This is a genomic window from Monashia sp. NPDC004114 (genome assembly GCF_053603855.1).
On the sequence record NZ_JBSGGK010000027.1, the window covers coordinates 30,827 to 56,284 of the forward strand.

A 25,458-nucleotide genomic window follows, 5' to 3' on the forward strand; every position below is an offset into this window, starting at 1 on the left:
ACCATCCCGTCGGGGCGCGGCCGGGTGCCGTCCGCGAGCCGGGCGGGGAGCCGGGCGAGGGGGTCGCTCCCGGGCATTCGAGGGGGCCGAGCCCCCGTTCCGTATGCCGTCAGGCCGGGTCACCTCGCACGCCGGCTTTGCCCGTGGCGGCCCTCTCGATGACTCAGATGCGGCTCGGCGCGCCTGTGGAGAGGCGGGCGGGTGCGGTCCTGACGGTGCCCTAGGCTCTTTGCGTGCCACGCTTGAAGCGCGCCAGCCGCATCGCCCTGTTCATCGCCGTCCTGCTCGTCATGGCGATGGTCGGGGTCGGGATCCTCGGCATCTCGATCGTGCGGCAGTCGTTCCCGCAGGCGACGGGCCAGCTCCAGATCGAGGGCCTGACGAGCACGGTCACCGTGCAGCGCGACGACCACGGCATCCCGACGATCACGGCGGAGAACGCGACGGACCTCTTCCGGGCGCAGGGGTTCGTCAGCGCGCAGGACCGGTTCTTCGAGATGGACCTGCGCCGGCACATCACCGCCGGACGCCTGTCCGAGCTCGTGGGCAGCGCGGGGATCGACAGCGACCGGGCGATCCGCACGATGGGCTGGCGCCGGGTGGCCGAGCAGGAGCTTCCCAAGCTCGCGCCGGAGACCAGGCAGTACCTCCAGGCCTACGCCGACGGTGTCAACGCCTACATCCGGCAGGCCGAGTCACCGGAGAAGATGTCGCTGGAGTACACCTTCCTGCAGCGCACCAACCCCAGCTACCGCGTCGAGCCCTGGAGCCCGGTCGACTCGCTGGCCTGGCTCAAGGCCATGGCCTGGGACCTGCGGGGTGACTACAAGGACGAGCTGGCGCGCGCCAAGCTCTCGCGCGGCAACACCAAGTCGATCAAGCAGATCCTCATGCTCTACCCGCCCTACCCGGTCGACCGCAACCAGCCGATCCTGTCCGACCAGGACTGGCAGCCGTCGGCCTCGGCGGACGACCAGGCCGCCAGCGCCGTCCCTGCCGTCTGGAAGCAGCTGCACACGGCCGGCGGGCAGTCGGCGATCGACTCGGCGATCAAGACTGTCGACGCCGTGCCCACGACCTTGGGCCGCGGGTCCGACATCGGGTCCAACTCCTGGGTGGTCTCGGGCTCGCGGACGACGACGGGCAAGCCACTGCTCGCCAACGACCCGCACCTGTCCCTGTCGATCCCGGGGATCTGGACGCAGGTCAACCTCCAGTGCCGACAGGTGACACAGTCGTGCCCGTTCCAGGTGTCCGGCTTCACGTTCTCCGGGGTGCCCGGCGTCGTCGTCGGGCACAACCAGAAGATCGCCTGGGGGGTGACCAACCTCGGCCCCGACGTCACCGACTTCTACCTCGAGCAGGTCACCGGCGACACCTACCTGCGGGACGGCCTCGCGGCCCGCATCGAGAAGCACCAGGAGACGATCAAGGTCGCCGGCGGCGCCGACGTGACGATCACGGTGCGCAGCACGGTGCACGGTCCGATCCTGTCCGACGCGGTCTCCGACGTCGACGAAGCCGGGGACCGGGTCGTGGTCCGCGGGGCTCCACAGGCCAACCACTTCGCCGTGTCGCTGGCGTGGACCGCGCTGACGCCGGGCACGACCGGCGATGCGATCTTCGCGCTCAACCGGGCCCAGAACTGGTCGGACTTCCGCAAGGCGGCCGCCCTGTTCTCCGTCCCGTCTCAGAACCTCGTCTACGCCGACACCTCGGGTCACATCGGCTACCAGGCACCCGGCATGATCCCGGTCCGGCGCTCCGCGACGCCCGGCTCGCCGCCCGGCTTCTGGCCGGCGCCCGGCTGGGACAGCCAGTGGGACTGGAAGGGCTACGTGAAGTTCGACGACCTGCCGAGCACCTACGACCCTCCCGAGGGCTTCATCGTCACGGCGAACCAGGCGGTCACCGCCAGCCCGACCCCCTTCCTCACCTCGGAGTGGGACTACGGCTTCCGTGCCCAACGGATCCGCTCGCTGCTCTCCGCGACTGCGAAGGTGTCGCCCGAGCAGATGACCCAGATCCAGGGCGACACCCACAACACCTATGCGCCGGGCCTCGTCGAGCGGCTGCTCGCCGTCCAGGTCGACGACTTCACCGCCCAGGCCCAGCGCCTGCTCAGCGGCTGGGACGGCAACCAGCCCAACGACAAGTCGCGCGACTCGGCCTCCGCTGCCTACTACAACGCGGTGTGGAAGCACCTGCTGGAGTACACCTTCGACGAGCTCCCGCCCGAGATCGCACCCGACGGCGGCAGCCGCTGGATGATCGTCATCGAGCAGCTGCTCAAGGACCCGAAGAACGACTGGTGGGACGACAAGACCACCCCGGGCGTCACCGAGGGTGCGGGCGAGATCCTGAAGCGGGCGCTCGTCGAGGCCCGGCTGGACCTTGCGCGCGAGCTGGGCAAGGTGCCGTCATCGTGGCGTTGGGGCCGCCTGCACCAGCTCAACCTCAAGCACCCGGTGATGGGCACGGACTCCGTGCCGACGCTCGTCCAGGACATCTTCAACCGCGGCGGCATCGAGCTCGGCGGCGGCAACTCCATCGTCAACGCCAACTCGTGGAACGCCTCGCTGCCGGGATACGACGTCACGGCCGGGCCGTCGATGCGCATGGTGGTCGACCTGTCCGACTTCGACCACTCGACCTGGGTCAACTCCACGGGCCAGTCCGGTCACGCCTACGACGACAACTACTCCGACCAGATCGACGCCTGGGCGGCCAACGAGACGTTCCCGTGGCAGTTCAGCCAGACCGCGGTGGCCGACGCGACCCAGGACGAGCTGACGCTCGTGCCACCAGGCACGCCGACGCCCTGAGCTGAGCCGGCGTGCCCGGCGGGCCTCACGGACCGCCACCAAGCCCAGCCCCGAGGGCAGCGGGCAGCGGCCGGGTCGCATGCGCTGTCGTGGCGGTCCAACGGCCCCGACCGAGCGGTGTGGGGGCCCTAGCGGCGCCTCAGCGGAGGCGGACGAAGCGGCCCGCTGTCGTGAGGTAGCCGTCCACCGGCAGGTCGTGCTCGTCGTGAGGCAGGTCGGTGGCGCTCTGCTCGCCCTCGTGGAGCAGCGCGATGACGAGCGCGTCCGGGCGGCGGTGCACCAGCGCCCGGTCGTAGCACCCGCCGCCCTGGCCGAGACGCACGCCGTGCTCGTCGACCGAGAGCCCCGGGGTCACGACGAGGTCGCAGCCGGCGAGCGCGTCCGAGCCGAGCCAGCTGGCCTGCTCGGCCTCGCTCGGCGGTCCTGAGTGCCGCGTGACCGTCGCGCGGTCGCCCACGGTGCCCGCAGCGGCATACCTCCACTGGAGGGAGAAGTCCTCGAGCACCACGGGCACGATGACCTCGTGCCCGGAGGCGAGCAGTGCCTCGACGAGGCGGCCGGTGGGAGGCTCCTCCGGCAGTGACTCGTACGCCGCAACGCGCGACGGCCGGGTCAGCAGGGTGAGGACGGCCTGTGCGATCGCCTCACCGGCGGCCCCTCGGTCCATCGTGGCGGCGAGCGCGCGCCGCCTGGCCCGTGCGGCGTGACGCACGTCACGCTTGCTCACCGGGCTCACGGCGTCCACATTCGTCGCTCTCGGCTGACGCACATGTGGCCCATCGTAAGGTGAAGGGCATGAGCGACCAGGGGCTCCACGCGGCCGTCGAGCTGATGCACCGGCGGGGCCTCGGGCCAGAAGCGATCACCGTCTTCGAGCACTACTACCGGCAGCTGGAAGGCGGCGCGGAGGGCACCATCCCCGAGGCGAGCATCGAGCCGCTGGGCGAGGTGCAGACGCTTCGCGAGGTCAACGTCACCGACGAGGAGGCGCGGCGCGCGCTGTCGCAGACGGCGGTCATCAAGCTCAACGGCGGCCTCGGCACGGGCATGGGCATGACGGGCGCCAAGTCCGCGCTGGAGGTCAAGGACGGGCTGACCTTCCTCGACATCATCGCCCAGCAGGTGCTGGCGCTTCGCGAGCGGTGGGACGTCGAGCTCCCGCTCGTGCTGATGAACTCCTTCCGCACGTCGGAGGAGTCGCTGAAGATCCTCGCCAAGTACCCCACCCTCCCGGTCGAGGGCCTCCCGCTGGACTTCATCCAGAACGCCGAGCCCAAGCTCCGGCCCGACGACCTCATGCCGGTCGAGTGGCCCCGCGACCCCGAGCTCGAGTGGTGCCCGCCGGGGCATGGCGACGTCTACGTCTCGCTGGTCACGTCGGGAGTGCTGGATGCCCTGCTGGACAAGGGGATCCGCTACGCCTTCCTGTCCAACTCAGACAACCTCGGCGCGACCTGCGACCCTGACGTCGCGGCGTGGATGGTCGAGCACGGTCTGCCTTTCGTCGCCGAGGTCTGCAAGCGCACCAAGAGCGACCGCAAGGGTGGCCACTTCGCGGTCCGCAGGTCCGACGGCCGCCTGATCCTGCGCGACACGGCCATGGTGGCCGAGGGCGAGGAGCGGCACTTCCGCGACACCAAGCGGCACAACACGTTCAACGCCAACAACGTGTGGATCGACCTGCGGATGCTGCGGGAGCGGATGACCGCGCGGCAGGGCGTGCTCGGGCTGCCGATCGTGGTGAACCACAAGAACGTCGACCCCGCCGACCCGGGCTCGCCCGAGGTCATCCAGATGGAGTCGGCGATGGGCACCGCCATCGAGGTCTTCGAGGGGTCCGAGGTCATCCTGGTGCCGCGCACCCGGTTCCGCCCGGTGAAGACCACCAACGACCTGCTCGTCATCCGCTCCGACTTCTTCTCGCTCGACAGCAGCTACCACGTCGTCGCCGCGTCCGAGGGCCCCGAGCCGTATGTCGACCTCGACTCCGCCTACCGGTTCGTGCCGGGTTTCGAGCAGCGCTTCCCGCACGGCGTCCCGTCGATGAAGGAGTGCACGAGCCTGCGCGTCATCGGCGACCCCGTGTTCGGCGCCAACGTGCGCTGCGTGGGGGAGGTCCTCATCGACGGGTACCGCCGCGTGCTCGACGACTCGGTGCTCGGCGAGCTTCCCGCTCCCGCGACCGAGGAGCGGCAGGTCGGCGAGATCCGCACCGTCGACGAGCACCTCAAGGCGATCCTCGCGACTCTCGAGCCGGCTCCCACGGAGTGGACGCCGCTCATCGACGCGCTCGGGCTCGTCGTCGCCCGCGACGTGCGTGCCAAGGTCAACCTCCCGCACTTCGACAACTCCTCCATGGACGGGTATGCCGTGTGCTCCGCCTCGCTCGAGCGCGCGGGAGAGTCGCCGGTGCGCTTGCGCATCGTGGGCGAGGTCGCGGCCGGCGCCATGCCCGGCTTCACCGTCGGCCCCGGTGAGGCGGCCCGGATCATGACCGGCGCCCCGATGCCGGCCGGCGCGGACTCGGTCATCGCGGTCGAGGACACGAACGGGGCCGCGGCCGGTGAGGTCGAGTGCCGCGTCGCGGTCCCGCGCGGCCGCTACGTCCGCTCGGCCGGTGAGGACGTCCGGTCCGGCGAGGTCATCGTCTCGGCGGGGGAGGTCGTGGGGCCGCGCACCATCGCACTGCTCGCGGCCTGTGGCCACGCGGACGTCGAGGTGCACCGACGTCCTCACGTCGTCGTGCTCTCCACGGGCGACGAGCTCGTCGAGCCCGGGAAACCGTTGCGGGCCGGGCAGATCCACGACTCGAACTCCTCGATGCTGTGGGCGGCCGCGGTCTCCGCGGGCGCCTCGGCCGAGATCCGGGCGGCGGTCGGCGACTCAGATGCCGAGCTGCTCGGCGTCCTCGACGAGGTCGTCGGGACGGCCGACGTCGTCATCACCAGCGGCGGCGTCTCGATGGGCGCCTACGACGTCGTCAAGAGCGCGCTGCGCTCGGAAGGCATCGACTTCGTCAAGGTCGCCATGCAGCCGGGCAAGCCGCAAGGCTTCGGGCTGCTGCGCGGGCCCGGTGGCAAGGCGGTGCCGCTGTTCGCGCTGCCGGGCAACCCGGTCTCCTCGTTCGTGTCGTTCGAGGTCTTCGTGCGCCCGGCCCTGCGCCGGCTCATGCGCCTGTCGCCCGAGAAGCGCAGGCTGCGTCCGGCCACCCTGATCTCCGGCGTACGCTCCTTCGGGGGCCGCCGCCAGTTCGGCCGGGCCATCGTGTCACGGTCGTCTGAGGGCACCCTCGTCGCGGTGCCGGTCGCCGGCCAGGGATCGCACTTCGTCGCGGACCTGTCCCGCGCCAATGCGCTGTTCGTGGTCCCCGAGGAGGTCACCGAGCTGGTCGCCGGTGAGGTCGTCGACGTGCTGGTGCTCGACAAGGAGGCATGAGGTGTCGCAGGTCCCAGCGCGCGGCGGCGACCCGGCATACCCAGCGGATGCGGCGCGCCCGGGCGACCCGGCATACGGGGACGAGACCGGGAGCCCGGCCCGGCCGGTCTCCGGCCTCACACACGTGCGCGACGACGGCACCGCCCACATGGTCGACGTGTCGGCCAAGGCCGTCACGGCCCGCGAGGCGAGCGCCGCTGGCCGGGTGCTGCTCTCGGCGGACGCGGTGGCGGCGCTGCGCTCGGGGACCGTCCCCAAGGGTGACGCTCTGGCGGTGGCGCGGATCGCCGGCATCCAGGCGGTCAAACGCACCCCTGAGCTCATCCCGCTGGCGCACCCCATCGCGGTGCACGCCGTGGCGGTCGACCTGAGCGTGGCCGACGACGGTGTCGACATCGCGGCGACGGTGCGCACGGCCGACCGCACCGGCATCGAGATGGAGGCGCTCACGGCCGTCTCCGTCGCGGCCCTGGCTCTCATCGACATGGTCAAGGCAGTCGACAAGCACGCGCGCATCACCGATGTCAGGGTGACTGCGAAGTCCGGCGGTCGCTCGGGTGACTGGCATGAGTGACGGCGCGACGGCCGACTTCGGTGCGGGCCGGCGCGCGGTCGTCATCACGTCGTCCACGCGCGCCGCGGCCGGGGTCTACGCCGACAAGTCGGGCCCGGTCATCGTGGAACGCCTGCGGCAGTGGGGGTTCGAGGTCGGCGACCCGGTGGTCGTCCCGGACGGCGACGAGTTCGGGCGGGCGCTTCGGGTGGCCCTCGGCAGCGAGCCCGAGGTCGTGCTGACGACCGGTGGCACGGGGCTGACGCCGGCGGACGTGACACCGGAGCAGACCGCACCGGTGCTCGACCGGGGCGTGCCGGGCGTTGCCGAGGCGATCCGGGCGGCGGGCGTCGCCAAAGGCGTGCCGACGGCGATGCTCTCGCGCGGCCTCGTCGGCCTGGCCGGTCGCACCTTCGTGGCCAATCTGCCAGGCTCGCGCGGTGGGGTCTCGGATGCGCTCGACGTCCTCGAACCCGTCCTCGGCCATGCGCTCGACCAGATCGGCGGAGGCGACCACTGACCCCTAGGTCTCGCAGCGCGCCTGCGATGCTCGACCCCCGCCCGGACCGCAGAACCCGCACCGAAGGTGAACTCATGAGAATGCCCTGGCGACCGCTTCGTTCGGAGCGGGCCAGCTGGCCGATCGTGCTGCGAGACGCGTCGGTGGCCCCGCCTGTCGTGCTCCGGCCGCTGCAGCTGGCCGACGAGCGCGAGTGGCAGCGGATCCGGCGCGAGAACGCCTCGCACGTCAAGCCATGGGAGCCGACCTTGCCGCCCGGCGCCGATCCGCAGTCGCCGGTGTCGTTCCGCCAGTTCGTGCGTGACCTCGACGGCGAGGCGCGCGCGGACCGGGCGATGCCCTGGTGCATCGAGGTCGAGGGCCGGATCGTGGGCCAGGTGCACCTGTTCGGCATCGTGCGGGCGGCCCAGCAGTCGTGCGCCGCGGGGTACTGGGTCGCGGAGCACTACACCCGACGGGGCATCGCCTCGCATGCGCTCGCGATGGCCATCGACTACGCCCTCGGGCCGGCCGGGCTGCACCGGGTCGAGGTGAACATCCGGCTCGACAACGACCGCTCGCTGCGCGTCGCCGAGCGGCTCGGGCTCCGCGACGAGGGCGTCCGGGAGCGCTACCTCCACATCGACGGCGCCTGGCGCGCGCACCGGTCTTTCGCGGTGACCACGGAGGACCTGGCGGGCTCGACCCTCGTGACTCGTCTGTCACAGGCGTAACACCAGCCTCTTGCGCGACACGCATCGAATGTGCATGGCGGTCGCTGGGCATCGCCCTACCGTGTAGTACGTGCCTGTCAGCAGCCTGATCTTTCTCGTCATCGTGGCGATCTGGGCTGCCTACTTGCTCCAGCACTGGGTGCGCCGCCGGGAGGACGCCGCGGCCACCCGCTCGGTCGACGGCTTCACCGAGGCGATGCGCGTGCTCGAGAAGAAGCCGATCCTGCCCCGCACCGAGCTGCGCGAGCCGCGGCCTGACTCGTATGCCGTCCAGCCGGCGCGCGACTCACGCCCGACGGTGGACGTCAAGCGCGCAGTGCCTGCAGGCACCTCCCGGCGGCACTCGCCGCTCGTGGCCCGACGAGCCACCGAGCACCAAGCCCCAGGGTCCGCGCACGACTCGGCACCGGGGCAGGAGTACGCCCCCGCCGACGACTACGCCGACTACTACGCCGAGGACTACGCCGACCTCGCTCCCGACTCCGTTGAGGTGCACTCGATGGCCGAGCACCACCACGATCACGACCACTCCCGCGACGACCGGCGAGACGGTCGCCGTGCGCCCGAGCACGCTGCTCACGCTTCTCACGAGGCACACCCCCGAGGCCGAGTCTCCCTGGCGCAGAGGCGACTTCGTGCTGTGCTGCTGCTCGTCGCGCTTGTCTGGGTCCCGGTGTCGGTCTGGCTGGCGGTCACCGGGGTGCTGCTGTGGGTCTCCGTGCCGTTCTCGGTCGTGACCGTCCTCGCCGTCCTCGTGTGGCTGCGTGCCGAGGCACAGTCCGACCGCCAGCGCCGGCAGCGTCCTGAAGGCCGTGTGCGCAGCTCGGCGGAGATCGTCGCGCAGATCGACGACGTGGAGGCGGAGCCGGTCATCCTCTCCACCGAGGTGACCCAGGTCATCCACCACAGCTCCGTCACGCAGGTGCGCCCCGACCACCAGGTGAGCGCTCAGGACGTCATCTTCGACCTCGAGGCGGTCGCCACCGGCCCCGTGCCGGTCGTGCAGACGCCTGTGGAGGACCTGCCGCCCGGCAGCTGGAGCCCGGTCCCGGTGCCGAAGCCGACGTATGTGCTCAAGGCCAAGGCCGAGCCGCGCTACACCGAGAGCGGCATCCCGGCCGATGTGTTCGACACGCCGGAGTTCGCCGAGGAGGCCGAAGAGCTCGACGAGCGCGCGCGGTTCGCCCGGCGCGCCGCCTCGCAGTAGCCCGACGCCGCCCGCTCGTTTCAGGCTCAGTGGGCGAGGGATCCGTTGTCGGCGGCCTCGGCCGCCTCGGCCGACCCACTCTCCGGGCCGACCTCAGGTTCACCGCCGCCGCCGTCGTCTGCGTCGGTGGCGGCGTCGCTGTCCGGGGCGCGGCCGAGCAGGTGCTTACCGACGGCGTTCGAGACCGCGGCGAACGGGACCGCAACGAGCGCTCCGACGATCCCAGCGATGATCGAGCCGCAGGCGATGGCGACGATCACGGCGAGCGGGTGGACGCTCACGGCCTTGCCGAGCAGGAACGGCTGGAGCACGTGCGACTCGAGCTGCTGCACACCGATGACGACCGCGAGCATGATGAGCGCCACGCCCGGGCCGTGCGCGACGAGCGCGAGCAGCACAGCCACGGCACCGGACAGCAGCGCACCGACGATGGGGATGAAGGCGAGGAAGAACACGAGGATGCCGATCGCAAACGCGAACGGCACATCGAGGATCGCCGCACCGACGGAGATGCCGATCGCGTCCACGAGTGCGACGATCATCGTCGCCCGCACGAACGCCGACAGCTGCTCCCACGCGATGAGCCCGGACGAGTTGACCCGCTCGCGAGCCCCCCGAGGGAAGAGTCCCACGATCCACTTCCAGATCCGGGGACCCTCATAGAGGAAGAAGAACAGCGCGAAGAGGGCGATGAACAGGCCGGCGACGAAGTGGGTTGCCGTCAGGCCGATCGAGGTGGCCGTCTGGCCGAGGTTGCCGCTCTGGCTGACCTGCTCGCGGATCGTGTCGAAGTACTCGTTGAACTGCGTGTCGGTGATCTTGAACGTCAACCGGACCCAGTCGCGGATCCGCTCGAGACCGGTGGCCACCTGGCTGGTCAGGTCCGCGAACCCGGTCGTGAACTGCGTGCCGACGAGGGTGAGCAGCCCACTCACCACGATGATCGTCCCGACCACCGTGATCCCGGCGGCAGCCACGGCAGGCATCACGCTGCGAAGGCGCAGGAACAACGGCCGCAGCAGTGCCGTGATGAGCACGGCGATCGCCAGCGGCACGATGACCTCGGACACCTCGCGCAGCGCGAGCGTCAGGGCGAACACCGCAGCGGCGATGATGAGCAGCCGCCAGGACCACTCGCTCGCCGCGCGCACGCCGGGCGGGACGGTCGAGGCCGGCGCTGCGGCCCTCCCGTCGGCCTGCGGGTCCGCGGTCGTCCGGGGCGCCTGGTCCACCGTGGGGTCCTGCGGCTCGGCCTTCAGGTTCTCGGTCACGTGCACACCGTATGCCGTGGGGCCGACGTTCCGAAGGCAAGCGCCCCATCGTGCCGCATGCCGTCTCCGACGCGGCTGCCTAGGATCGACAGGGTGGACACGGAGCAGACGACCCCCACGCTCGGCGTGACCGGTGCAACCGGCTGGTTGGGCGGACTTGTGGCCCAGGAGCTTTCGGCGCGGGAGGTCCCGCAACGGCTGCTCGTGCGCGACGTGGGCAGGGCACCCGACCTCGCGGGAGCCGTGCCGGTGTCGTGCTCGTATGCCGACCGACTGGGCAATGCGCGAGCGCTCGCCGGTGTCTCCACCCTGCTCATGGTGTCTGCATCGGAGAATGCCGAGCGGGTCCAGGAGCATGGCGCGTTTGTCGATGCGGCCGCGGAGGCTGGGGTCCAGCATGTCGTGTACATCTCGTTCGCCGGGGCCGCCCCGGACGCGACCTTCACCCTGGCGCGGGATCATTTCGCGACCGAGGAGCGCATCAAGGCCGCTGGGATGGCCTGGACCTTGCTTCGCGACAACCTCTATCTCGAGTTCCTCGAGCACATGGCTGGGCCGGACGGCGTGATCCGAGGTCCGGCGGGCGAGGGTCGCGCAGCCGTCGTTGCCCACGCGGACATCGCCCGAGCCGCCGTCGCGGTGCTGCTCGACCCTGCGGCGCATGCGGGCCGCACGTACACGCTGACCGGGCCCGAGGCGCTGACCGTGTCAGAGGCCGCCGCGGTCGCGACCGAGGTCACCGGCCGCCCGTTCTCGTTCCACGACGAGACGGTGGAGGAGGCGTATGCGTCACGTGCGGCATACGACGCTCCTGGCTGGCAGGTCGACGCGTGGGTCTCCACCTACACAGCGATCCGCGCCGGCGAGCTCGCCGAGGTGACCAGCGACGTCCAACGGCTCACGGGACGGCGGCCCACCTCGCTGCGCGAGTATCTCGAGCAGCAGGCAGCCTCTGGGTGAGCGGCCCGAGCGGCCTGGTCAGCGAGCGGCCTGCGCGACGACGTCCGCCGTCTGCCGCGCGATGGCGAGCTCCTCGTTGGTCGGCACGACCGCGACCGTCACGGGCGAGCCGTCCGGCGAGATGACCCGAGCCGCCGACGTGCGTTCCTCGTTGCGTGCACCGTCGACCCTGATGCCGAGCCCCTCCAGCCCGTCTGTGACGGCGGCCCGAAGGGGCGGGCTGTTCTGACCGATGCCGGCGGTGAAGGCCAGCACGTCGATGCCGCCGAGGACGGCGATGTAGGCACCCACGTAGTGCTTGAGCCGGTGCACGAAGACGTCGAAGGCGAGGCGCGCGGCCTCGTCGCCGGACCCGACCCGGTCGACGAGCTCGCGGAAGTCGTTGACGCCGCTGAGGCCGAGCAGGCCCGACCTCTTGTTGAGCATGGCGTCGATCTCGTCGAGCGAGAGGCCCGCCTCACGGTTGAGGAACGCATGCAGGCCCGGGTCGACGTCACCCGATCTCGTGCCCATGACGAGGCCCTCGAGCGGGGTCAGTCCCATGGACGTGTCGACGGCCTTGCCCCCGTGGACTGCCGACGCCGAGCACCCGTTGCCCAGGTGCAGGACCACCTGCCGGAGATCGCCGACCGGCCGCCCGAGCAGGTCTGCCGTTGCCCGCGAGACGAACTGGTGCGAGGTGCCGTGGAAGCCGTACCGGCGGATCGAGTGGCGGCGGGCGAGGTCGGCGGGGACGGCATACGTCGACGCTGCCGGTGGGAGCGTCGCGAAGAACGCCGTGTCGAAGACGGCGACGTGCGGCACGTGGAACCGCGCACGCGCCGCAGTGATGCCCACGACAGCAGCCGGGTTGTGCAGCGGCGCAAGGGGGTTCAGCGACTGGATACGCTCGAGCACCCGGTCGTCGATGACGACCGGCGTCGAGAAGTCCGGGCCGCCGTGCACGACTCTGTGGCCGACCGCACGCAGCGGCACGTCCGCCAAGTCGACTCCCTGCTCGCGCAAGCGCGCCCGCATCGCCGCAAGTGCCGCGACATGGTCGGCCACGTCGCTCCCGCTCTCCCCGATCCGCTCGACGAGGCCGCTGGCGCGGACCTCCGCGGTCTCGGGCACGACGAGCTGGTACTTCAGCGACGAGGAGCCGGCGTTGAGGACGAGGACAGGATCAGGGGCGCTCACGCCACCTCACCGCCATCTGCAGCGCCCGAGCTCCCTTGCGCCTGAACGGCGGTGATGGCGACAGTGTTGACGATGTCGTCGACGAGCGCACCTCTGGAGAGGTCGTTGACGGGCTTGCGCAGACCTTGGAGGACCGGCCCGATCGCCACGGCATGGGCGCTGCGCTGGACCGCCTTGTACGTGTTGTTGCCGGTGTTGAGGTCGGGGAACACGAACACGGTGGCGCGACCGGCGACGTCGGAGCCGGGCATCTTGGCTCGACCCACCACCGGGTCGACCGCCGCGTCGTACTGGATCGGGCCGACGAGACGCAGGTCCGGCGCTCGCTCGGCGACGAGCTCCGTTGCGGCCCGGACCTTTTCGACATCGGCGCCACTGCCGCTCGAGCCCGTCGAGTAGGACAGCATCGCCACACGAGGGTCGATCCCGAACTGCTGCGCCGTCTGGGCCGACGAGATCGCGATGTCGGCGAGCTGCTCGGTGGTCGGATCCGGGATCACGGCGCAGTCGCCGTAGACGAGGACGCGGTCGGCGAGGCACATGAGGAAGACGCTCGACACGGTCTTGACGCCGTCCTTGGTCTTGACGAACTCCAGGGCCGGCCGGATCGTGTGCGCGGTCGTGTTGACGGCCCCGGACACCATGCCATCGGCGAGGCCGAGGTGGACCATCATCGTGCCGAAGTACGAGATGTCCGTGACGATCTCGCGCGCCCGGTCGACGACCATGCCCTTGTGCGCCCGCAGGTCCGTGTAGGTCTGGGCGAACCGCTCGACGAGCTCGGGGTCTACAGGCGACACGATCCGCGCCTCGTCGATGTCGAGCCCCAGTGCCGAGGCGCGCGCGCGCACCTTGTTCTCGTCACCGAGAAGGGTGAGGTCGGCGACGCCGCGTCGCAGCAGCACATCGGCGGCCTGGAGGATCCGGTCGTCCTGGCTCTCGGGCAGGACGATGTGCCGACGGTCGGACCGCGCCCGCTCCATGAGCTGGAACTCGAACATCAGCGGCGTGCGCACCTCGGACGCCGACACGTCGATCGCCTCGAGCAGCGCCGCCTGGTCGACCTGCTCGGAGAAGATGCGGCGCGCCGTCTCGATCTTGTTGCGCGCGGTCTTCGTCATCGGCCCCCGCACCTGCATCGCGCGCTGGGCCGTGCTGAACGTGTCGTCGGACGTCAGGGCGATGGGCAGGTCCTGCTGCACGCCGGCCGACAGGCGGGCGATCGTCTCGGGGATCTCGTAGCCGCCGGTGAGGATGATCCCGGCGAGACCGGGGAACGTGCCTGACTGGTGCGCCAGGACGAGACCGGGCACGAGGTCAGTGCGGTCGCCGGGAGAGATGACGGTGACATCGGTGCGAAGCCGGGCCAGGACGTTGGGCAGGCTCATCGCTGCAACGAGCAGACCAAGGCTGTCGCGGTCCATCCAGGCCTCGTTGCCGAGGACCAGCCGGCCGTGCACGGCCTCGACGATCGCGCGGAAGCTCGGCGCGGCGAGGAGGGCGTTCTCGGGCAGGGCCGCGGTCACCGGGAACGCCATCTCGGCCAGGGTCGCTCGCACGGCCTCGAGGTCGTCCGGCTCGACGCGGTTCGCGATGACGGCGACGGTGTGCGCGTGCTGCGCCTTGAGCTCGGCGAGCGCGCTGTCGGCGGCGACCCGGATCTGGTCCGGGGTGCGGTCGCGGCCGTGGACGACGAGCACGACCGGTGAGCCGAGGTTGGCGGCCACCCGCGCGTTGAACGACAGCTCCGTGCCGGTCGAGACGTCGGTGTAGTCCGAACCGAGGACCAGCACGACCTGGAACCGCAACGCGAGCCGCCCGAACCGCTCGACGATGACGTGCAGGGACTCGTCGGGGTCCTCGTGGGCCTGCGCGTACGTGACGCCGATGGCCTCGTCGTAGGTCTGGGCCATCCCTGGCTGGCTGACAAGCATGTCGATGATGTGGTCGACCTCGTCGTCCGGCCCGCTGCCCCCCAGGGTCGTCAGCGGCCGGAACACCCCGACCGAGCCGACCTCACGGATCAAGGCATCGAGCAGGCCCAGGGCGACTGCGGACTTGCCGGTCAGTCCCTCGGGTGACGCGACGTAGACGCTGCGGCTCACGTCACGAACCTATCGGGCCGGCCGGCATACGGCCCAAACGGCCACCCCCGGCCGTGAGCTCCGGTCGCTCGGGCTCGTCACGGAGCGCCGGCGCTCGTGCGCCGCTCGAGGGACTCCAGCCGGCCGCGCAGGTCGTCGTGCATCTCGGTGATCAGCGCGAGCTGCTTGGTGGTGATGTGCAGCAGGGTCTCGACGTCCTGCTTGGCGGCGACGTTCGTGTCGTAGTCGTGCTGGGCGAGCTCGGCCGTGACGGCGTCCTGGCGCTTGGCGGCGATGAGCAGGATCGCTCCCTGCAGACCGGCCAGCATCGACAGGAACAGGTTGAGCAGGATGTAGGGGTATGGATCCCACCCCGTACCAATGGAGTTGACCGTCGCCCACGCGATCATGAACGCGAGGAAGGCGAGGACGAAACCCCAGCTGCCCATGCCGTTGCGCATGACGTCGGCGGCTCGCTCGCCGAAGGACAGGGACTCTTGGTGAGCCTGGTGCCAGTTCTTGTCGGGGACGAGCCGGGCGCTCGCCGGTGGGATGCGCCAGCGGCGCTCGTGCTCGCTCATGTCCTTGTTCACTCGTCGTCCTCGATCTCGGATCTCGTTGTGGCCGTGGATGGTTCGGGGGTGTCACCCGCCTGTCGCGGGGAAGGGGCCGCGCCGAGGAGCTCGAGCAGGCGGACCGCATCATGCGGAGCGTGGCCCAACGCGTCGTTGTCGAAGTAGACGAAGACGTCATGGCCCGCGTCGGCCCAGGCCGAACACTGCGTGGCCCAGCGTTCGAGCGACTCGGTGGTGTAGCCGCTGGCGTAGAGCTCGGTCTCGCCGTGGAGCCGGACGTAACGGAAGTCGCTCGTGGCGTCCCGCATGGTGGGCCACCGTCCGGCGCTGTCGGCCACGACGAGGGCGATGTCGTGGTCGGCGAAGAGCGACCGGGCCTCGTCCGTGTCGAAGCTGGGGTGCCGTGGCTCGAGGGCGTGGCGGATCGGACCCTCGAATTCCGTTGTCGTCAGGGCGTGGTCGTCGTCGAGCTTATCGTCGTGATGGCCGGCGAGGTCGGCTGCGGCGGTTGTCGAGCGAGGGAGAAGGTCGAAGAACGCACCGATCCGGTCAGGGTCGTAGCGCACGCGCTCGGGGAGCTGCCACAGGATCGGCCCCAGCTGCTCGCCGAGCGCCAGGAGTCCCGAGGCGAAGAAGTTGGCCAGAGGCGCCTCGACATCACGGAGCTGCTTGAGATGGGTGATGAACCGACCGCCCTTCACGGCGAAGTCGACCGAGGGCGGCACCGCGGCCCGCCACGCGGCATACGAGCTGGGTCGTTGAAGGGAGTAGAACGACCCGTTCAGCTCGACGGACGTCATCCGCTCAGCGGCATACGTCAGCTCGAGACGCTGAGGGAGCCCGCGCGGGTAGAAGTCGCCCCGCCACGTGGGGTAGCGCCATCCCGACGTGCCGACGTGGAAGCGCCCCATCCTCGGAGCCTAGGCGGGCCCGCTCCTGCGTGGTTACGGGACGCGCGGGCCGGCTGGACCCGCCGGCGGACTGCCGGGGCCGTCGGGACCGTCGGAGTCGCCGGGCGGTTCGGGGGTCTCCGTGGTCTCCGGGGTCTCCGGGAGCTCGACGGTCGGTGCCTCGGTAGCGGGTGCCTCCGCGGTCGGCGCCTCGGTGGTTGGCAGGACGGCCGTCGGGGTATCCGGGGCATCCGGTGCGGCCGGCGGCGGCCCGTCGTCGATGGGGTCCGAAGACCCGTAGGTGGCACCGGTCGCGCCCGCTGCCCCGGTGGTGCCGGACGGGCCGGTGGTGGCCAGTGCTGCCTCGACCTCGCCCACGATGTCGGCCAGGTCCGTGGCGAGTGTCTCGTCCGGCCCCGTCGTGGTGACGACATCCATCCGCTCGCGTGCGGAGCGCGTCGTGTCGCGCAGGAGGCGGGACTGCTCACGCGTGATGTCGTCGGGGGCAGAGGCGTTGAGCGTGGTGAGCCGGTCCTCGGCGGCCACCACACGGGCGGACGACACGGCCCAGCCGCCGGCGGCCTGCTGCCGGGACCCGGTCCGCCGGAGCTCGGGGATGAGCTGCCTTGCGAACCAAGCCATCTCGGCCCTGGCGGCCTGCACGTCCGCCTGCCACTGCTCACGCCTCCGGCGGCGCAGGATCAAGGGGATCGCGATGGCGAGCGCGATGATGATCGCGGCCAACAGCCACCACACCCAGGCAGGGACGCCGGACGTCTCGGCGCCGGCGTTCTCGGCGGGGACCGTGCTCGGAGCGGTCGGCTCGGCCGTGGTCGTCGTGGTGGTCGGCGACGGGGTCTCGGTCGTGGTGGTCGGCGAGCTCGTCTCCGTCGGCGTCGGGGACTCCGTGGGCGTCGTCTCGGTCGGAGTCGGTGTCGGCTTCTCCGATGTCGGGGTCGGCTCCGGCGTCGTCTCCGTCGGGGTGGGCGTCGGCTCCGCCGTCGGCGTCTTGGTGGGCGTCGGGCTCGGTTCAGCCGTCGGCTCCGTCGTCGGCTTCGTCGCGGTCGGGATCGAGGCCGTGGGCAGGGCCACGGTCGGCACCGTCACTGCGGGGAGCGTGACGGTCGGGACAGTCACCGTCGGGATCGTCACCGTGGGCAGCGCAGCTCCGGTGGCCGGCGGGCTGATCGTCGGCCGGTTGATACCGCCACCCTCGCCGCAGGCGGCCAGGAGCGTGACACCGCCGACGAGCAGGACGGCGGCGCGAGTGGAGAACTGCAGCTTCATCGAAGACCCTCTCCGGTGCAGACATGGGTGCGGCGAGCCGGTTGGTGCGATTCGAGCAAAACCCTGCTTGGCATCGTGCCGGATCAGCGGCGTTCAGGGAGCGTTTCGCCGTCATCGGGGTTCGTCAGGGACCGCCGGCACTCAGTGGGAGACGTCGGCAGTCACCGGTGGGCATCGGCTGGGAGTCCTACACTCCGAACCAGGTCGGAGGAGATGGGATGCGTCCGGAGACCAAGTACGTCAAGTCCGCTGGGGGCTACGTGGCCTACCAGGTCTTCGGCGACGGCCCGCGCGACATCCTCTGGGTCACCAACTGGGGGACGAACCTCGACGCCATGTGGGAAGAGGCGGCGCTGGCCGACTTCTTCCACCGCCTCGGCCGCATCGGCCGCGTCATCTGCTTCGACAAGCGGGGCACCGGCGTCTCCGACCCCGTGCCGCTGACGTCACTGCCGACGCTCGAGGAGTGGATGGACGACGCACGGGTCGCGCTCGACGCCGCCGGGTCACGGCAGGCCGCCGTGATCGGTGACACCGAGGGCGGGCCGATGGCCATGCTCTTCGCGGCGACGTTCCCCGACCGCGTTGGGGCCCTTGTGCTGCTCAACACGTTTGCGCGGTGGCGCCGCGCCGCGGACTACCCGATCGGTATGCCGGAGCCCACCTGGCACCGGCTCGTCGCGCGGTACGAGACCCACTGGGGACAGAACCCCGCGATGCTGGCGCTCACCGCTCCCAGCCAGGCCGGCGATGCGCGGGCGGAGGAGTGGTTCATGCGGTACCAGCGGCTCTCGATGCCGCCGGGGGCCGCGACCCGGATGTACCGATGGGTGACCCAGCTCGATGTGCGCAGCGTCCTGCCGGCGATATCGGCGCCGACGCTCGTGCTGCACCGACAGGAGAACCAGCACTACCGGCTGGCCTTCGGGGAGTACCTTGCCGCGCACATCCGCGGTGCGCGGTTCGTCGAGCTGCCCGGGGCCGACTGCTACCCGTTCTACACGACGGACAGTGACGCGGTGATCGCCGAGGTGCGGGACTTCCTGACCGGCACGAGGGACACGCCACGGGCCCGGCGGGAGCTGGCGACGGTGCTGTTCACCGACATCGTCGGCTCGACGGACCTGGCCGCCCGCCTCGGCGACTCTCGCTGGCTCGAGGTCCGCTGGGCGCACGACGAGGTGGTCCGTCGCGGTCTCGCGGCCTTCCGCGGTCACGAGGTCAAGACGACCGGCGACGGCTTCCTTGCGACGTTCGACGGACCGGCCCGTGCGGTGCAGTGCGCGGACCGGATCCGCGACGCCATCCGCTCGCTGGGCCTGCAGGTCCGGGCCGGGCTGCACACCGGAGAGATCGAGGTCCTCGACGGCGACGTCGGCGGCATCGCGGTGCACCTCGCCGCACGGATCATGGGACTCGCGGGTGGGAGCGAGATCCTCGTCTCTGGAACGGTCACCGATCTGGTCGTGGGCTCCGGCATCACCTTCGCCGACCATGGTTCGCATGAGCTCAAGGGCGTGCCCGGAGCCTGGCAGCTCTTCCAGGTGATCGGCGTCCCCTGACGTGCCTGGCCGTCCCGTCGGACATAGCAACCCGACTCAGCCGCGCGCGGACGAGCCTGCCCGCGGACTTGATATGTCGCACGGGACGGAGGGCGGCCGCCGGACGGCGTCCCGCGTCAGGGGTGGCGGGGGAGGACGCAGAACTCGTTGCCGTCGGGGTCGGTGAGGACGACCCGGTCGCCTTCGCCACGGCCGGGGTCGAGCCGGGACGCCCCGAGCGACACGAGCCGCTCCACCTCGGCCTGGACGGTGCTGTCCGCCGTGGGCATCAGGTCGAACTGCAGCCGGTTCTCGCCCAGCTTCGGGTTCACCGGAGGACCGCCCCAGGTGACCTTCGGGCCGCCGTGGGGCGAGCGGATCGCCGTCTCTTCGTCCTGGTCCCAGACGAGCGGCCAGCCCAGTGCCGCGCTCCAGAAGTACCCGACGGCCTGCGAGCCGTCGCACGCGAGGGCCCCGACGAAGCCGCAGTCGGCGAGGAACCTGTTGCCCGGCTCGATGACACAGAACTCGTTACCCTCCGGGTCGGCGAGCACGACGTGCTCCTCCTCGGGGAGCTGTCCGACGTCCGTATGCCGCCCGCCGAGCTCGAGCGCCCGGGCCACCGTGGCCTGCTGGTCGCTGAGCGAACCGCTCGTCAGGTCGAAGTGCATCCGGTTCTGGCCGAGCTTGCTGGCGTGGCTCGGCACGAACCGCAGCCGGAACCCGGTGTCGTCGCACGGCACCAGGGCCCGAGCGCCCGGTTCGGAGTCGTCAGTCGGCGCCCAACCGAGCACGCCGGCCCAGAAGCCCTCCAGCCGGTCAGGCTCGCTCGCCTTGAAGGACAGTGCGAAGAGCTCGAGACCCACGGGAACTCCAGTCGTCGGGTCACTGGTCGAAACAGTGACATCACGGACATCGGCCCGTCCACGCTAGGACGGCCATCACGAGCATCGCAACGCGATTACCCGGCGAAGGTCGGCGGCGGTTGCTCCTGCATAGAGCGGTGCCCGGGACCAAGGGTGGTGGTCCCGGGCACCGGGTGACCGGTCGGCCCATCAGGTATGCCGGCCGGTCGCGGCCCAGCGGTTCGGTCGTCGCGCCTCGGCGCCCCCTCTTGACGCTGATCGAGGCTGACCCTCCTCTCCTCCCCGCGGCCGCAGTCACGATGGCTCCCAGGATGGTGGGAGCACCACGTTCTCGATGCAGTTGACAGGTGAGCCCTGGGGAGGGCCCAGGGCTCACCTGCTCTTCTCTGGTGTCAGCGCACGTCGTACGCGCGGGTGATGGTCTGCAGCACCTTCGCGCCGTTGGCGTCGGTGAGCTCGACCCGCAGGTTGACCTGCTTGCCCGACTGACCGGTGTGGTCCACGACGAGGCTCGCACCGGTAGCGGTGAGGGTCGCCGTGCCCGGGACCCACGTGTTGCCGGCGTCGACCGAGGTCCACACCTTGGCGTCGACGATGGCGCCGGAGTCGTAGCCAGGGTTGACCTGGACGCGGGCCGGGATCGTCATCGGTCCTGCCGCGACGGTCTTGAGGCCGTCGGTCGGGACGTCGAGCCGCGGCAGGAGCATCGGCAGCGCGCGGCTGTAGACGTCGGGCTCCTCGTGCGAGTTGAACGACCACGTGGTGTCGGTCGCTGCCGAGCGCTTCCAGTACTTGAAGCTGGAGCTGGTGGCCTTCTCGACGTGCAGCGTCAGGTCGTACCGCGCGTCGTCGGACGGGACCGTGAAGACGCCGTACGGGTCGTAGCTGTACCCGATGTCCGTGCCGTTGCGCTTGAGCGTGAGGTTGCCCAGGTCGCCGAAGCCTCCCTGGTCGGCGTAGTGGTCGGCGCTGTCGCCCCAGACCATCGGGGCGACCCCGATGAGGGTGCCTTGACGCTCGCCGATCATCTGCGGCGTGCCGCCACTGTCCTTGCGCACGGAGGGCGTGAGCGCCCCGCCGTACCACGAGTCATTGACCTCCTGGCCCGGGGTGAAGGTGCGCCACTTGTCGTTCATGACCTCGGCGAACCCGAAGCTCGACTGGACCGACTTGTACCACTTGCTGCCGTCGCTGGTGGTGAAGCGCTCCGTGCGGGTGCTCGGTGTGGCGACGAAGTCGAGGCCGAGCGAGAAGGCCACCGTGCTGGGGCGCTGCACCGCAGTCATGTCGAGCATGTCGGTCGCGACACCCATGCTCGCGAAGCTCGCGTCGATCTGACCCAACGAGGCGTCGGTCACGTCGTGCTTCTGGGCGGTGACGAGCTGGCCGTCGTTGAAGAAGCCGAGCGTGTACGCGTACGGCGTCTTGTTCTGCGCCGACCACGTCAGTGTGGACGGGCCGGCCGCGAGCTCGGCCCCGAGCGCAGCACCCTCACCACTCGGCAGGGTGTAGGTCGGCAGCTGAGCGGCGGCGTTGGTGCTCGACGACGCGAGCCACGTGCCGGGGTCGTCGCGGTACAGCAGGAGCGCCTTGGCGCCGCCGGTCTTGGCCCGCGAGGCGATCGAGAAGTCGTCCGCGCCGAGGGCGACATGGGCGACGGCGACCTTGCCGGTGACGACGACGTTCTTGAAGTCGTTCGCGGTGCCAGCCCCAACCGAGACCACGTCGGCGGTGCCATCGCCGTCGAGGTTGCCGATCCCGAGCTTGGCCGACAGCGGGTGCAGGTCGAGCCCACCCGAAGTGGTCATCGACGTGACCGGCGGCGCGACCATCCGGCTGTAGTCACCGAACTCGAACGAGCCGTCGCCCTTGGCGACCTTGCCGTCGATCTGGGCGTAGAACTCCTTGGTGCCGGCGGTGGTGCCCACGGACCCGGCGTAGTACCGGTTGGTGGGCCAGAGCCGCTCGAAGGTCAGGACGGTCGTACGCAGCTCGCTCCGCTGCTCCGTCGAGACCGTGAGCGGGTGGGCTTGGCGGGCGTCGAGGACGATCGTGGTGTCCTTGTCGATGGTGATCTCCGGCTTGGCCAGGTAGGTCATCGACTGCGCAGCCGCGCGGCTGTTTGCGGCCGTGCCCGGAGTGGGCGTGCTCACGAACGAGCTGAGGAAGTACTTGCCCGGGCGGAGGGTGTAGGTCTGGTCCTTGCCCGCGACGGATCGGTTCTCGCCCTTGGACGTGTCGGTGTTGACCATGACAACCGACGACGTGCCGGTGGCGGGGTTGCCGTTACGGTCGATGACCGACACCTTGACGGTCACCGCGGGGGCGGTGGCATACAAGTTGAACGCGGTTGACACCCGCTGGTTGCCGTCGGTCGCGACGATGCGGGCGGTGATGTCACCCAGCGCGCTGGCCGGGATGTTGGCCCCGAGCTGAACGGTGACCGGGACGTCCGCCGTGCCGTGCGCCGGGACGACAACGTGCTGCGGGGTCCGGATGAGCGGCGTGTTGATCGGGTTGTTGTCGTTGCCGAGCACCTTCTCGACGGACAGACGGAGGTCGATCGCCGCATCGCCACGGTTGGTGTACTTGAGCGTGCTGGGCGCGTAGGCGTGGGTCTGCGGGTAGTCGAAGGCGCCGCCGTAGACGGTCGACTGTGCGGTGACGGTCTGGGAGATCATCCGCGCGACGTCGAGACGTCCGGCCCCGACCTCCTGCGCACCACCCGGGACCGTCGGGTCCGCCGAGGAGGTGAGCAGCTGCTTCAGCTCGGCACCGGTCAGGGACGGGTTCTCCTCGTGGGCGATGGCCGCGGCTCCGGCGACGTGCGGCGTCGCCATCGAGGTGCCGGACATCCTCTGGTATGCGTACTGCCCGCGTCCGCCGGCGTTGGCGGCGAGGATGCTGACGCCGGGGGCGGCGATCTCGGGCTTGGTGAGGTGGTTGGTGCCGGCCGGGCCGCGGCTGGAGAAGTATGCCGTCGCGTCCGCTGAGTCGACCGCGCCGACCGTGAGGGCGGAGGTCGCGCACCCGGGGCTCGAGACCGTGTTCGGGCCGGAGCCCATGTTGCCTGCCGCGATGACGAACAGGCTCTTGCTCGATGCCGACAGCGCGTTGACGGCCTGGGCGATCGGGTCGTCGCAGGCGGTGGCCGGCGTCGGAGCGCCGAGGCTCATCGAGATGACGTCGGCCTTGTTGTCCACCGCCCACTGCATGCCGGCGATGATGTCGGCGTCGTAGCCGGCGCCGGAGTCGCCGAGCACCTTGCCGATGAGCAGGCTGGCACCGGGGGCGACACCGCGCTCCTTGCCGCCGCTCGCGGCGCCGGTGCCGGCGATCGTCGAGGCGACGTGCGTGCCGTGGCCGACGAGGTCGTTGGTCCCGTTCGGGGAGCGGGTGAAGTCCTTCTTGTCAGCGATCTGGTCCGCGAGGTCGGGGTGGCCCGCGTCGACACCGGTGTCGAGGATGGCCACCTTGCTGCCCTTGCCGTCGAGGCCTGCCTGCCAGGCCACCGGGGCGCCGATCTGCTTGGTGGAGTCGGCCATCGTGGCGCGCACCGGGCGGTCGAGCCAGAGCTTGGCCAGGCCGCTGCCGGAGGCCGAGGCCGCGTCCGTCAGGTCCGCCCAGGCGGCCTGCGTGTCCGACTTGTCCACGGCATACGCGAGGGAGTTGACCGAGTCCAGCGGCGTGGTCTCGCCGGCGCCGGTGGGCGCGGGAGTCGCGTCGGAGACGGTAACGCTGTCCTTGTCGTACTGCGCGATGACCCGGATCGCGTCCGCGTGGGCGTCGTCGAAACCGGCCGCGACGAGGCCGGTCACGTTGAACAGCTCCTTGTCGACCAGGTTGGCCGCGAGGGCCTCGGTGGTCGATGCGGGGAAGACGTACAGGCTGTCGCCGTCGCGCAGGGTCTGGTACTCGGGGACCGTTCCGTCCTCGCCGGGCAGCAGCTGGGCGACCGGCTGGCCGTCCGAGGTGCGGGTGACCCGGACGCGGTCGCCCGAGATCAGGGTCACCGTGGCCGACTTCTGGGCCGCGGCCTGGTCCGCCGAGCCGACGATGGGCTTCGGGTCGGAGGCTGCCGAGGCGCCGAGGACGGATGGGGACAGAGCGGTTGCGGCGATGGCAAGGATGCCAGCGGACGCGAGGGTATGACGTCGCCAGGTGCGGCGCATGGGAGGACCTCCGTGAGGATGGAGCCGGGCGTGGTACCCGGTTTTGGGAGCACGGCGCGGCACCGGTCAGGCGCCCTCGCCGCGGCAGGCCCCGAGGGGGTTGGGGCCATCGCCACGAGAAGGGTGACAAGAGGCCCCCGACTCGCGGAACCCCTCCGGGCAGGCGGAGAATCGACATGTCGTGTTCTCGACAGCCCAGCATTTGCGCCGGGCGGACCGGGCCGGGGTGAGAGGGAGCCGTGCATGAGCCCTGAGGTGGACCTCACAGCCCTCGGGCTGAACGCCGCACAGCAGCTCAACTACCACTCGCTCGTCGTCCAAGGCGGTGGCACCGAAGGGGACCTGGCGGCCCGGTGGAGCTCTTCCCCTGAGGACGTCCACAACGTCCTCTGCTCGCTGCGCGACCTCGGGCTCGTGGAGAGGACGACGCTCCCGGGGGAGCCGCCGCTGTGGTTCCCGACGGCCCCTGACGTGGCGCTCCAGGGCCTGCTCAACTCGCACCGGCACGCCCTGTCGGTGGCGGAGACGTCGGTTGCCCAGCTGACCGAGCTGTTCCGACGGGACGTCAACCATGCGGGCGTCGGCGACCTCGTCGAGGTCGTGCTCGGAGCCGAGGCCGTCGGGGCACGATTCCTCCAGCTGGAGCTCGGTGCCCGCGAGGAGGTCTGCGCCTTCGTCGATGCGCGCCCCGTCGCCGTCAGCTCGGAGGAGAACCAGGCGGAGGAGCAGGCGCTCCTGCGCGGCGTCACCTTTCGGGTCGCCATCGAGCGGGCCGCCCTCGAGGATCCCGCGACGGCCGGTGAGGCGCGCGACGCGCTCGGCGCGAATGCGCTCGTCCGCACCGTCCACAAGGTCCCGAGCAAGCTGATCGTCACGGACGGAGCCGTCGCGATGGCCCCGCTCTCTGTGCGCGGCCACGACGCCGCCGCGGTAGTCATCCGTGCCCCGAGCCTGGTGCGCTCGTTGGTCTCGCTGTTCGAGTTCGTCTGGGCCGCAGGGGTTCCCGTCGTCCTGGGATCAGACGAGAGCGTCGAGGAGGGGCTCGCTGCGGGTCCCGACAGCCATGACATCGCGCTCGTCTCGCTCATGCTCGGCGGGCTCACCGACGAGGCTGTCGGCAAGCAGCTGGGGATGAGCGGCCGGACCGTCCAACGCCGCCTCAAGGCGTTGATGGACTACACCGGCGCCACCTCCCGTATGCAGCTCGGCTGGGAGGCGTCCGAGCGCGGCTGGGTGACCCGGGGGTCCGACGGCCGCTGAGCCTATGGCGCCCGGCGGGTGGTGCTGCTGTGACGGGGCGCCCACTCGACCGTCGAGTGGGCGCCCCGTCACAGGTCGAGTGGGCGCCCCGTCACAGGTCGAGTGGGCGCCCCGTCACAG

General features: G+C 70.8%; 18 protein-coding genes. 9 read left to right on the plus strand and 9 right to left on the minus strand.

The features are described from left to right. Positions 1–233: 233 nt before the first annotated feature. Positions 234–2,825 (plus strand): penicillin acylase family protein, encoded by a 2,592-nt coding sequence (locus ACWEOW_RS23420; protein WP_452271658.1) that lies wholly within the window; start codon positions 234–236, stop codon positions 2,823–2,825. A gap of 139 nt (positions 2,826–2,964) precedes the next feature. Here ACWEOW_RS23420 and ACWEOW_RS23425 read toward each other — a convergent pair whose 3' ends face one another. Next, positions 2,965–3,561 carry a 5-formyltetrahydrofolate cyclo-ligase gene (locus tag ACWEOW_RS23425; RefSeq protein ID WP_452271659.1) on the minus strand — a complete coding sequence of 199 codons (597 nt, stop codon included), beginning with the start codon at positions 3,559–3,561 and terminating at the stop codon, positions 2,965–2,967. A gap of 59 nt (positions 3,562–3,620) precedes the next feature. Between ACWEOW_RS23425 and ACWEOW_RS23430 the strand changes: the two genes are divergently transcribed. From ACWEOW_RS23430 to ACWEOW_RS23450, 5 genes are all read left to right on the plus strand, one after another. Next, a complete protein-coding gene (locus tag ACWEOW_RS23430; RefSeq protein WP_452271660.1) occupies positions 3,621–6,260 on the plus strand; it encodes a UTP--glucose-1-phosphate uridylyltransferase in 2,640 nt (879 codons plus the stop codon). A gap of 148 nt (positions 6,261–6,408) precedes the next feature. Then, on the plus strand, positions 6,409–6,834 hold the full coding sequence (moaC, locus tag ACWEOW_RS23435; protein ID WP_452271676.1) for a cyclic pyranopterin monophosphate synthase MoaC: 426 nt from the start codon (positions 6,409–6,411) through the stop codon (positions 6,832–6,834). Next, positions 6,827–7,333: a MogA/MoaB family molybdenum cofactor biosynthesis protein gene (locus tag ACWEOW_RS23440; RefSeq protein ID WP_452271661.1), complete on the plus strand. Its 507-nt coding sequence runs from the start codon at positions 6,827–6,829 to the stop codon at positions 7,331–7,333. Before moaC ends, ACWEOW_RS23440 begins: the two co-directional genes overlap by 8 nt. Before the next feature lie 74 nt (positions 7,334–7,407). Continuing rightward, positions 7,408–8,046, plus strand: a complete 639-nt coding sequence (locus ACWEOW_RS23445) for a GNAT family N-acetyltransferase (protein ID WP_452271662.1) — start codon at positions 7,408–7,410, stop codon at positions 8,044–8,046. A gap of 70 nt (positions 8,047–8,116) precedes the next feature. Next, positions 8,117–9,253, plus strand: coding sequence for a hypothetical protein (locus ACWEOW_RS23450; protein ID WP_452271663.1), 1,137 nt, complete (start codon positions 8,117–8,119; stop codon positions 9,251–9,253). A 26-nt stretch (positions 9,254–9,279) separates the two neighbouring features. Here ACWEOW_RS23450 and ACWEOW_RS23455 read toward each other — a convergent pair whose 3' ends face one another. After that, positions 9,280–10,524, minus strand: coding sequence for an AI-2E family transporter (locus ACWEOW_RS23455; RefSeq protein ID WP_452271664.1), 1,245 nt, complete (start codon positions 10,522–10,524; stop codon positions 9,280–9,282). 93 nt (positions 10,525–10,617) lie between these two features. Here ACWEOW_RS23455 and ACWEOW_RS23460 point away from each other — a divergent pair, with 93 nt between their 5' ends. Further along, complete coding sequence (locus tag ACWEOW_RS23460; RefSeq protein ID WP_452271665.1) at positions 10,618–11,484, plus strand: SDR family oxidoreductase; 867 nt, start codon at positions 10,618–10,620, stop codon at positions 11,482–11,484. Between the two features lie 18 nt (positions 11,485–11,502). Here ACWEOW_RS23460 and ACWEOW_RS23465 read toward each other — a convergent pair whose 3' ends face one another. The 5 genes from ACWEOW_RS23465 to ACWEOW_RS23485 form a co-directional block, all read right to left on the minus strand. Next, a complete protein-coding gene (locus tag ACWEOW_RS23465; protein WP_452271666.1) occupies positions 11,503–12,663 on the minus strand; it encodes an acetate/propionate family kinase in 1,161 nt (386 codons plus the stop codon). Further along, positions 12,660–14,768, minus strand: a complete 2,109-nt coding sequence (pta, locus tag ACWEOW_RS23470) for a phosphate acetyltransferase (protein ID WP_452271667.1) — start codon at positions 14,766–14,768, stop codon at positions 12,660–12,662. Before pta ends, ACWEOW_RS23465 begins: the two co-directional genes overlap by 4 nt. 77 nt (positions 14,769–14,845) lie before the next feature. Continuing rightward, complete coding sequence (locus ACWEOW_RS23475; RefSeq protein WP_452271668.1) at positions 14,846–15,340, minus strand: DUF1003 domain-containing protein; 495 nt, start codon at positions 15,338–15,340, stop codon at positions 14,846–14,848. Then, positions 15,337–16,233 carry a DUF72 domain-containing protein gene (locus tag ACWEOW_RS23480; protein ID WP_452271669.1) on the minus strand — a complete coding sequence of 299 codons (897 nt, stop codon included), beginning with the start codon at positions 16,231–16,233 and terminating at the stop codon, positions 15,337–15,339. The genes ACWEOW_RS23475 and ACWEOW_RS23480 overlap by 4 nt, the downstream gene beginning before the upstream one ends. Positions 16,234–16,266: 33 nt before the next feature. Beyond that, on the minus strand, positions 16,267–17,499 hold the full coding sequence (locus ACWEOW_RS23485) for a hypothetical protein (protein ID WP_452271670.1): 1,233 nt from the start codon (positions 17,497–17,499) through the stop codon (positions 16,267–16,269). Between the two features lie 218 nt (positions 17,500–17,717). On the opposite strand from ACWEOW_RS23485, the gene ACWEOW_RS23490 reads away from it, so the two are divergent. Further along, positions 17,718–19,061 carry an adenylate/guanylate cyclase domain-containing protein gene (locus ACWEOW_RS23490; RefSeq protein ID WP_452271671.1) on the plus strand — a complete coding sequence of 448 codons (1,344 nt, stop codon included), beginning with the start codon at positions 17,718–17,720 and terminating at the stop codon, positions 19,059–19,061. A gap of 116 nt (positions 19,062–19,177) precedes the next feature. On the opposite strand, the gene ACWEOW_RS23495 is transcribed toward ACWEOW_RS23490, so the two are convergent. Both ACWEOW_RS23495 and ACWEOW_RS23500 read right to left on the minus strand, forming a co-directional pair. Then, on the minus strand, positions 19,178–19,906 hold the full coding sequence (locus ACWEOW_RS23495; protein ID WP_452271672.1) for a VOC family protein: 729 nt from the start codon (positions 19,904–19,906) through the stop codon (positions 19,178–19,180). Positions 19,907–20,298: 392 nt separating this feature from the next. Next, the gene (locus tag ACWEOW_RS23500) at positions 20,299–24,078 is read right to left on the minus strand and encodes a S8 family serine peptidase (RefSeq protein WP_452271673.1); all 3,780 of its coding nucleotides are present in this window, start codon (positions 24,076–24,078) and stop codon (positions 20,299–20,301) included. A 243-nt stretch (positions 24,079–24,321) separates the two neighbouring features. On the opposite strand from ACWEOW_RS23500, the gene ACWEOW_RS23505 reads away from it, so the two are divergent. Next, entirely contained in the window at positions 24,322–25,338 is a 1,017-nt protein-coding gene (locus ACWEOW_RS23505; RefSeq protein WP_452271674.1) for a helix-turn-helix transcriptional regulator, read from the plus strand. Positions 25,339–25,458: the final 120 nt, after the last annotated feature.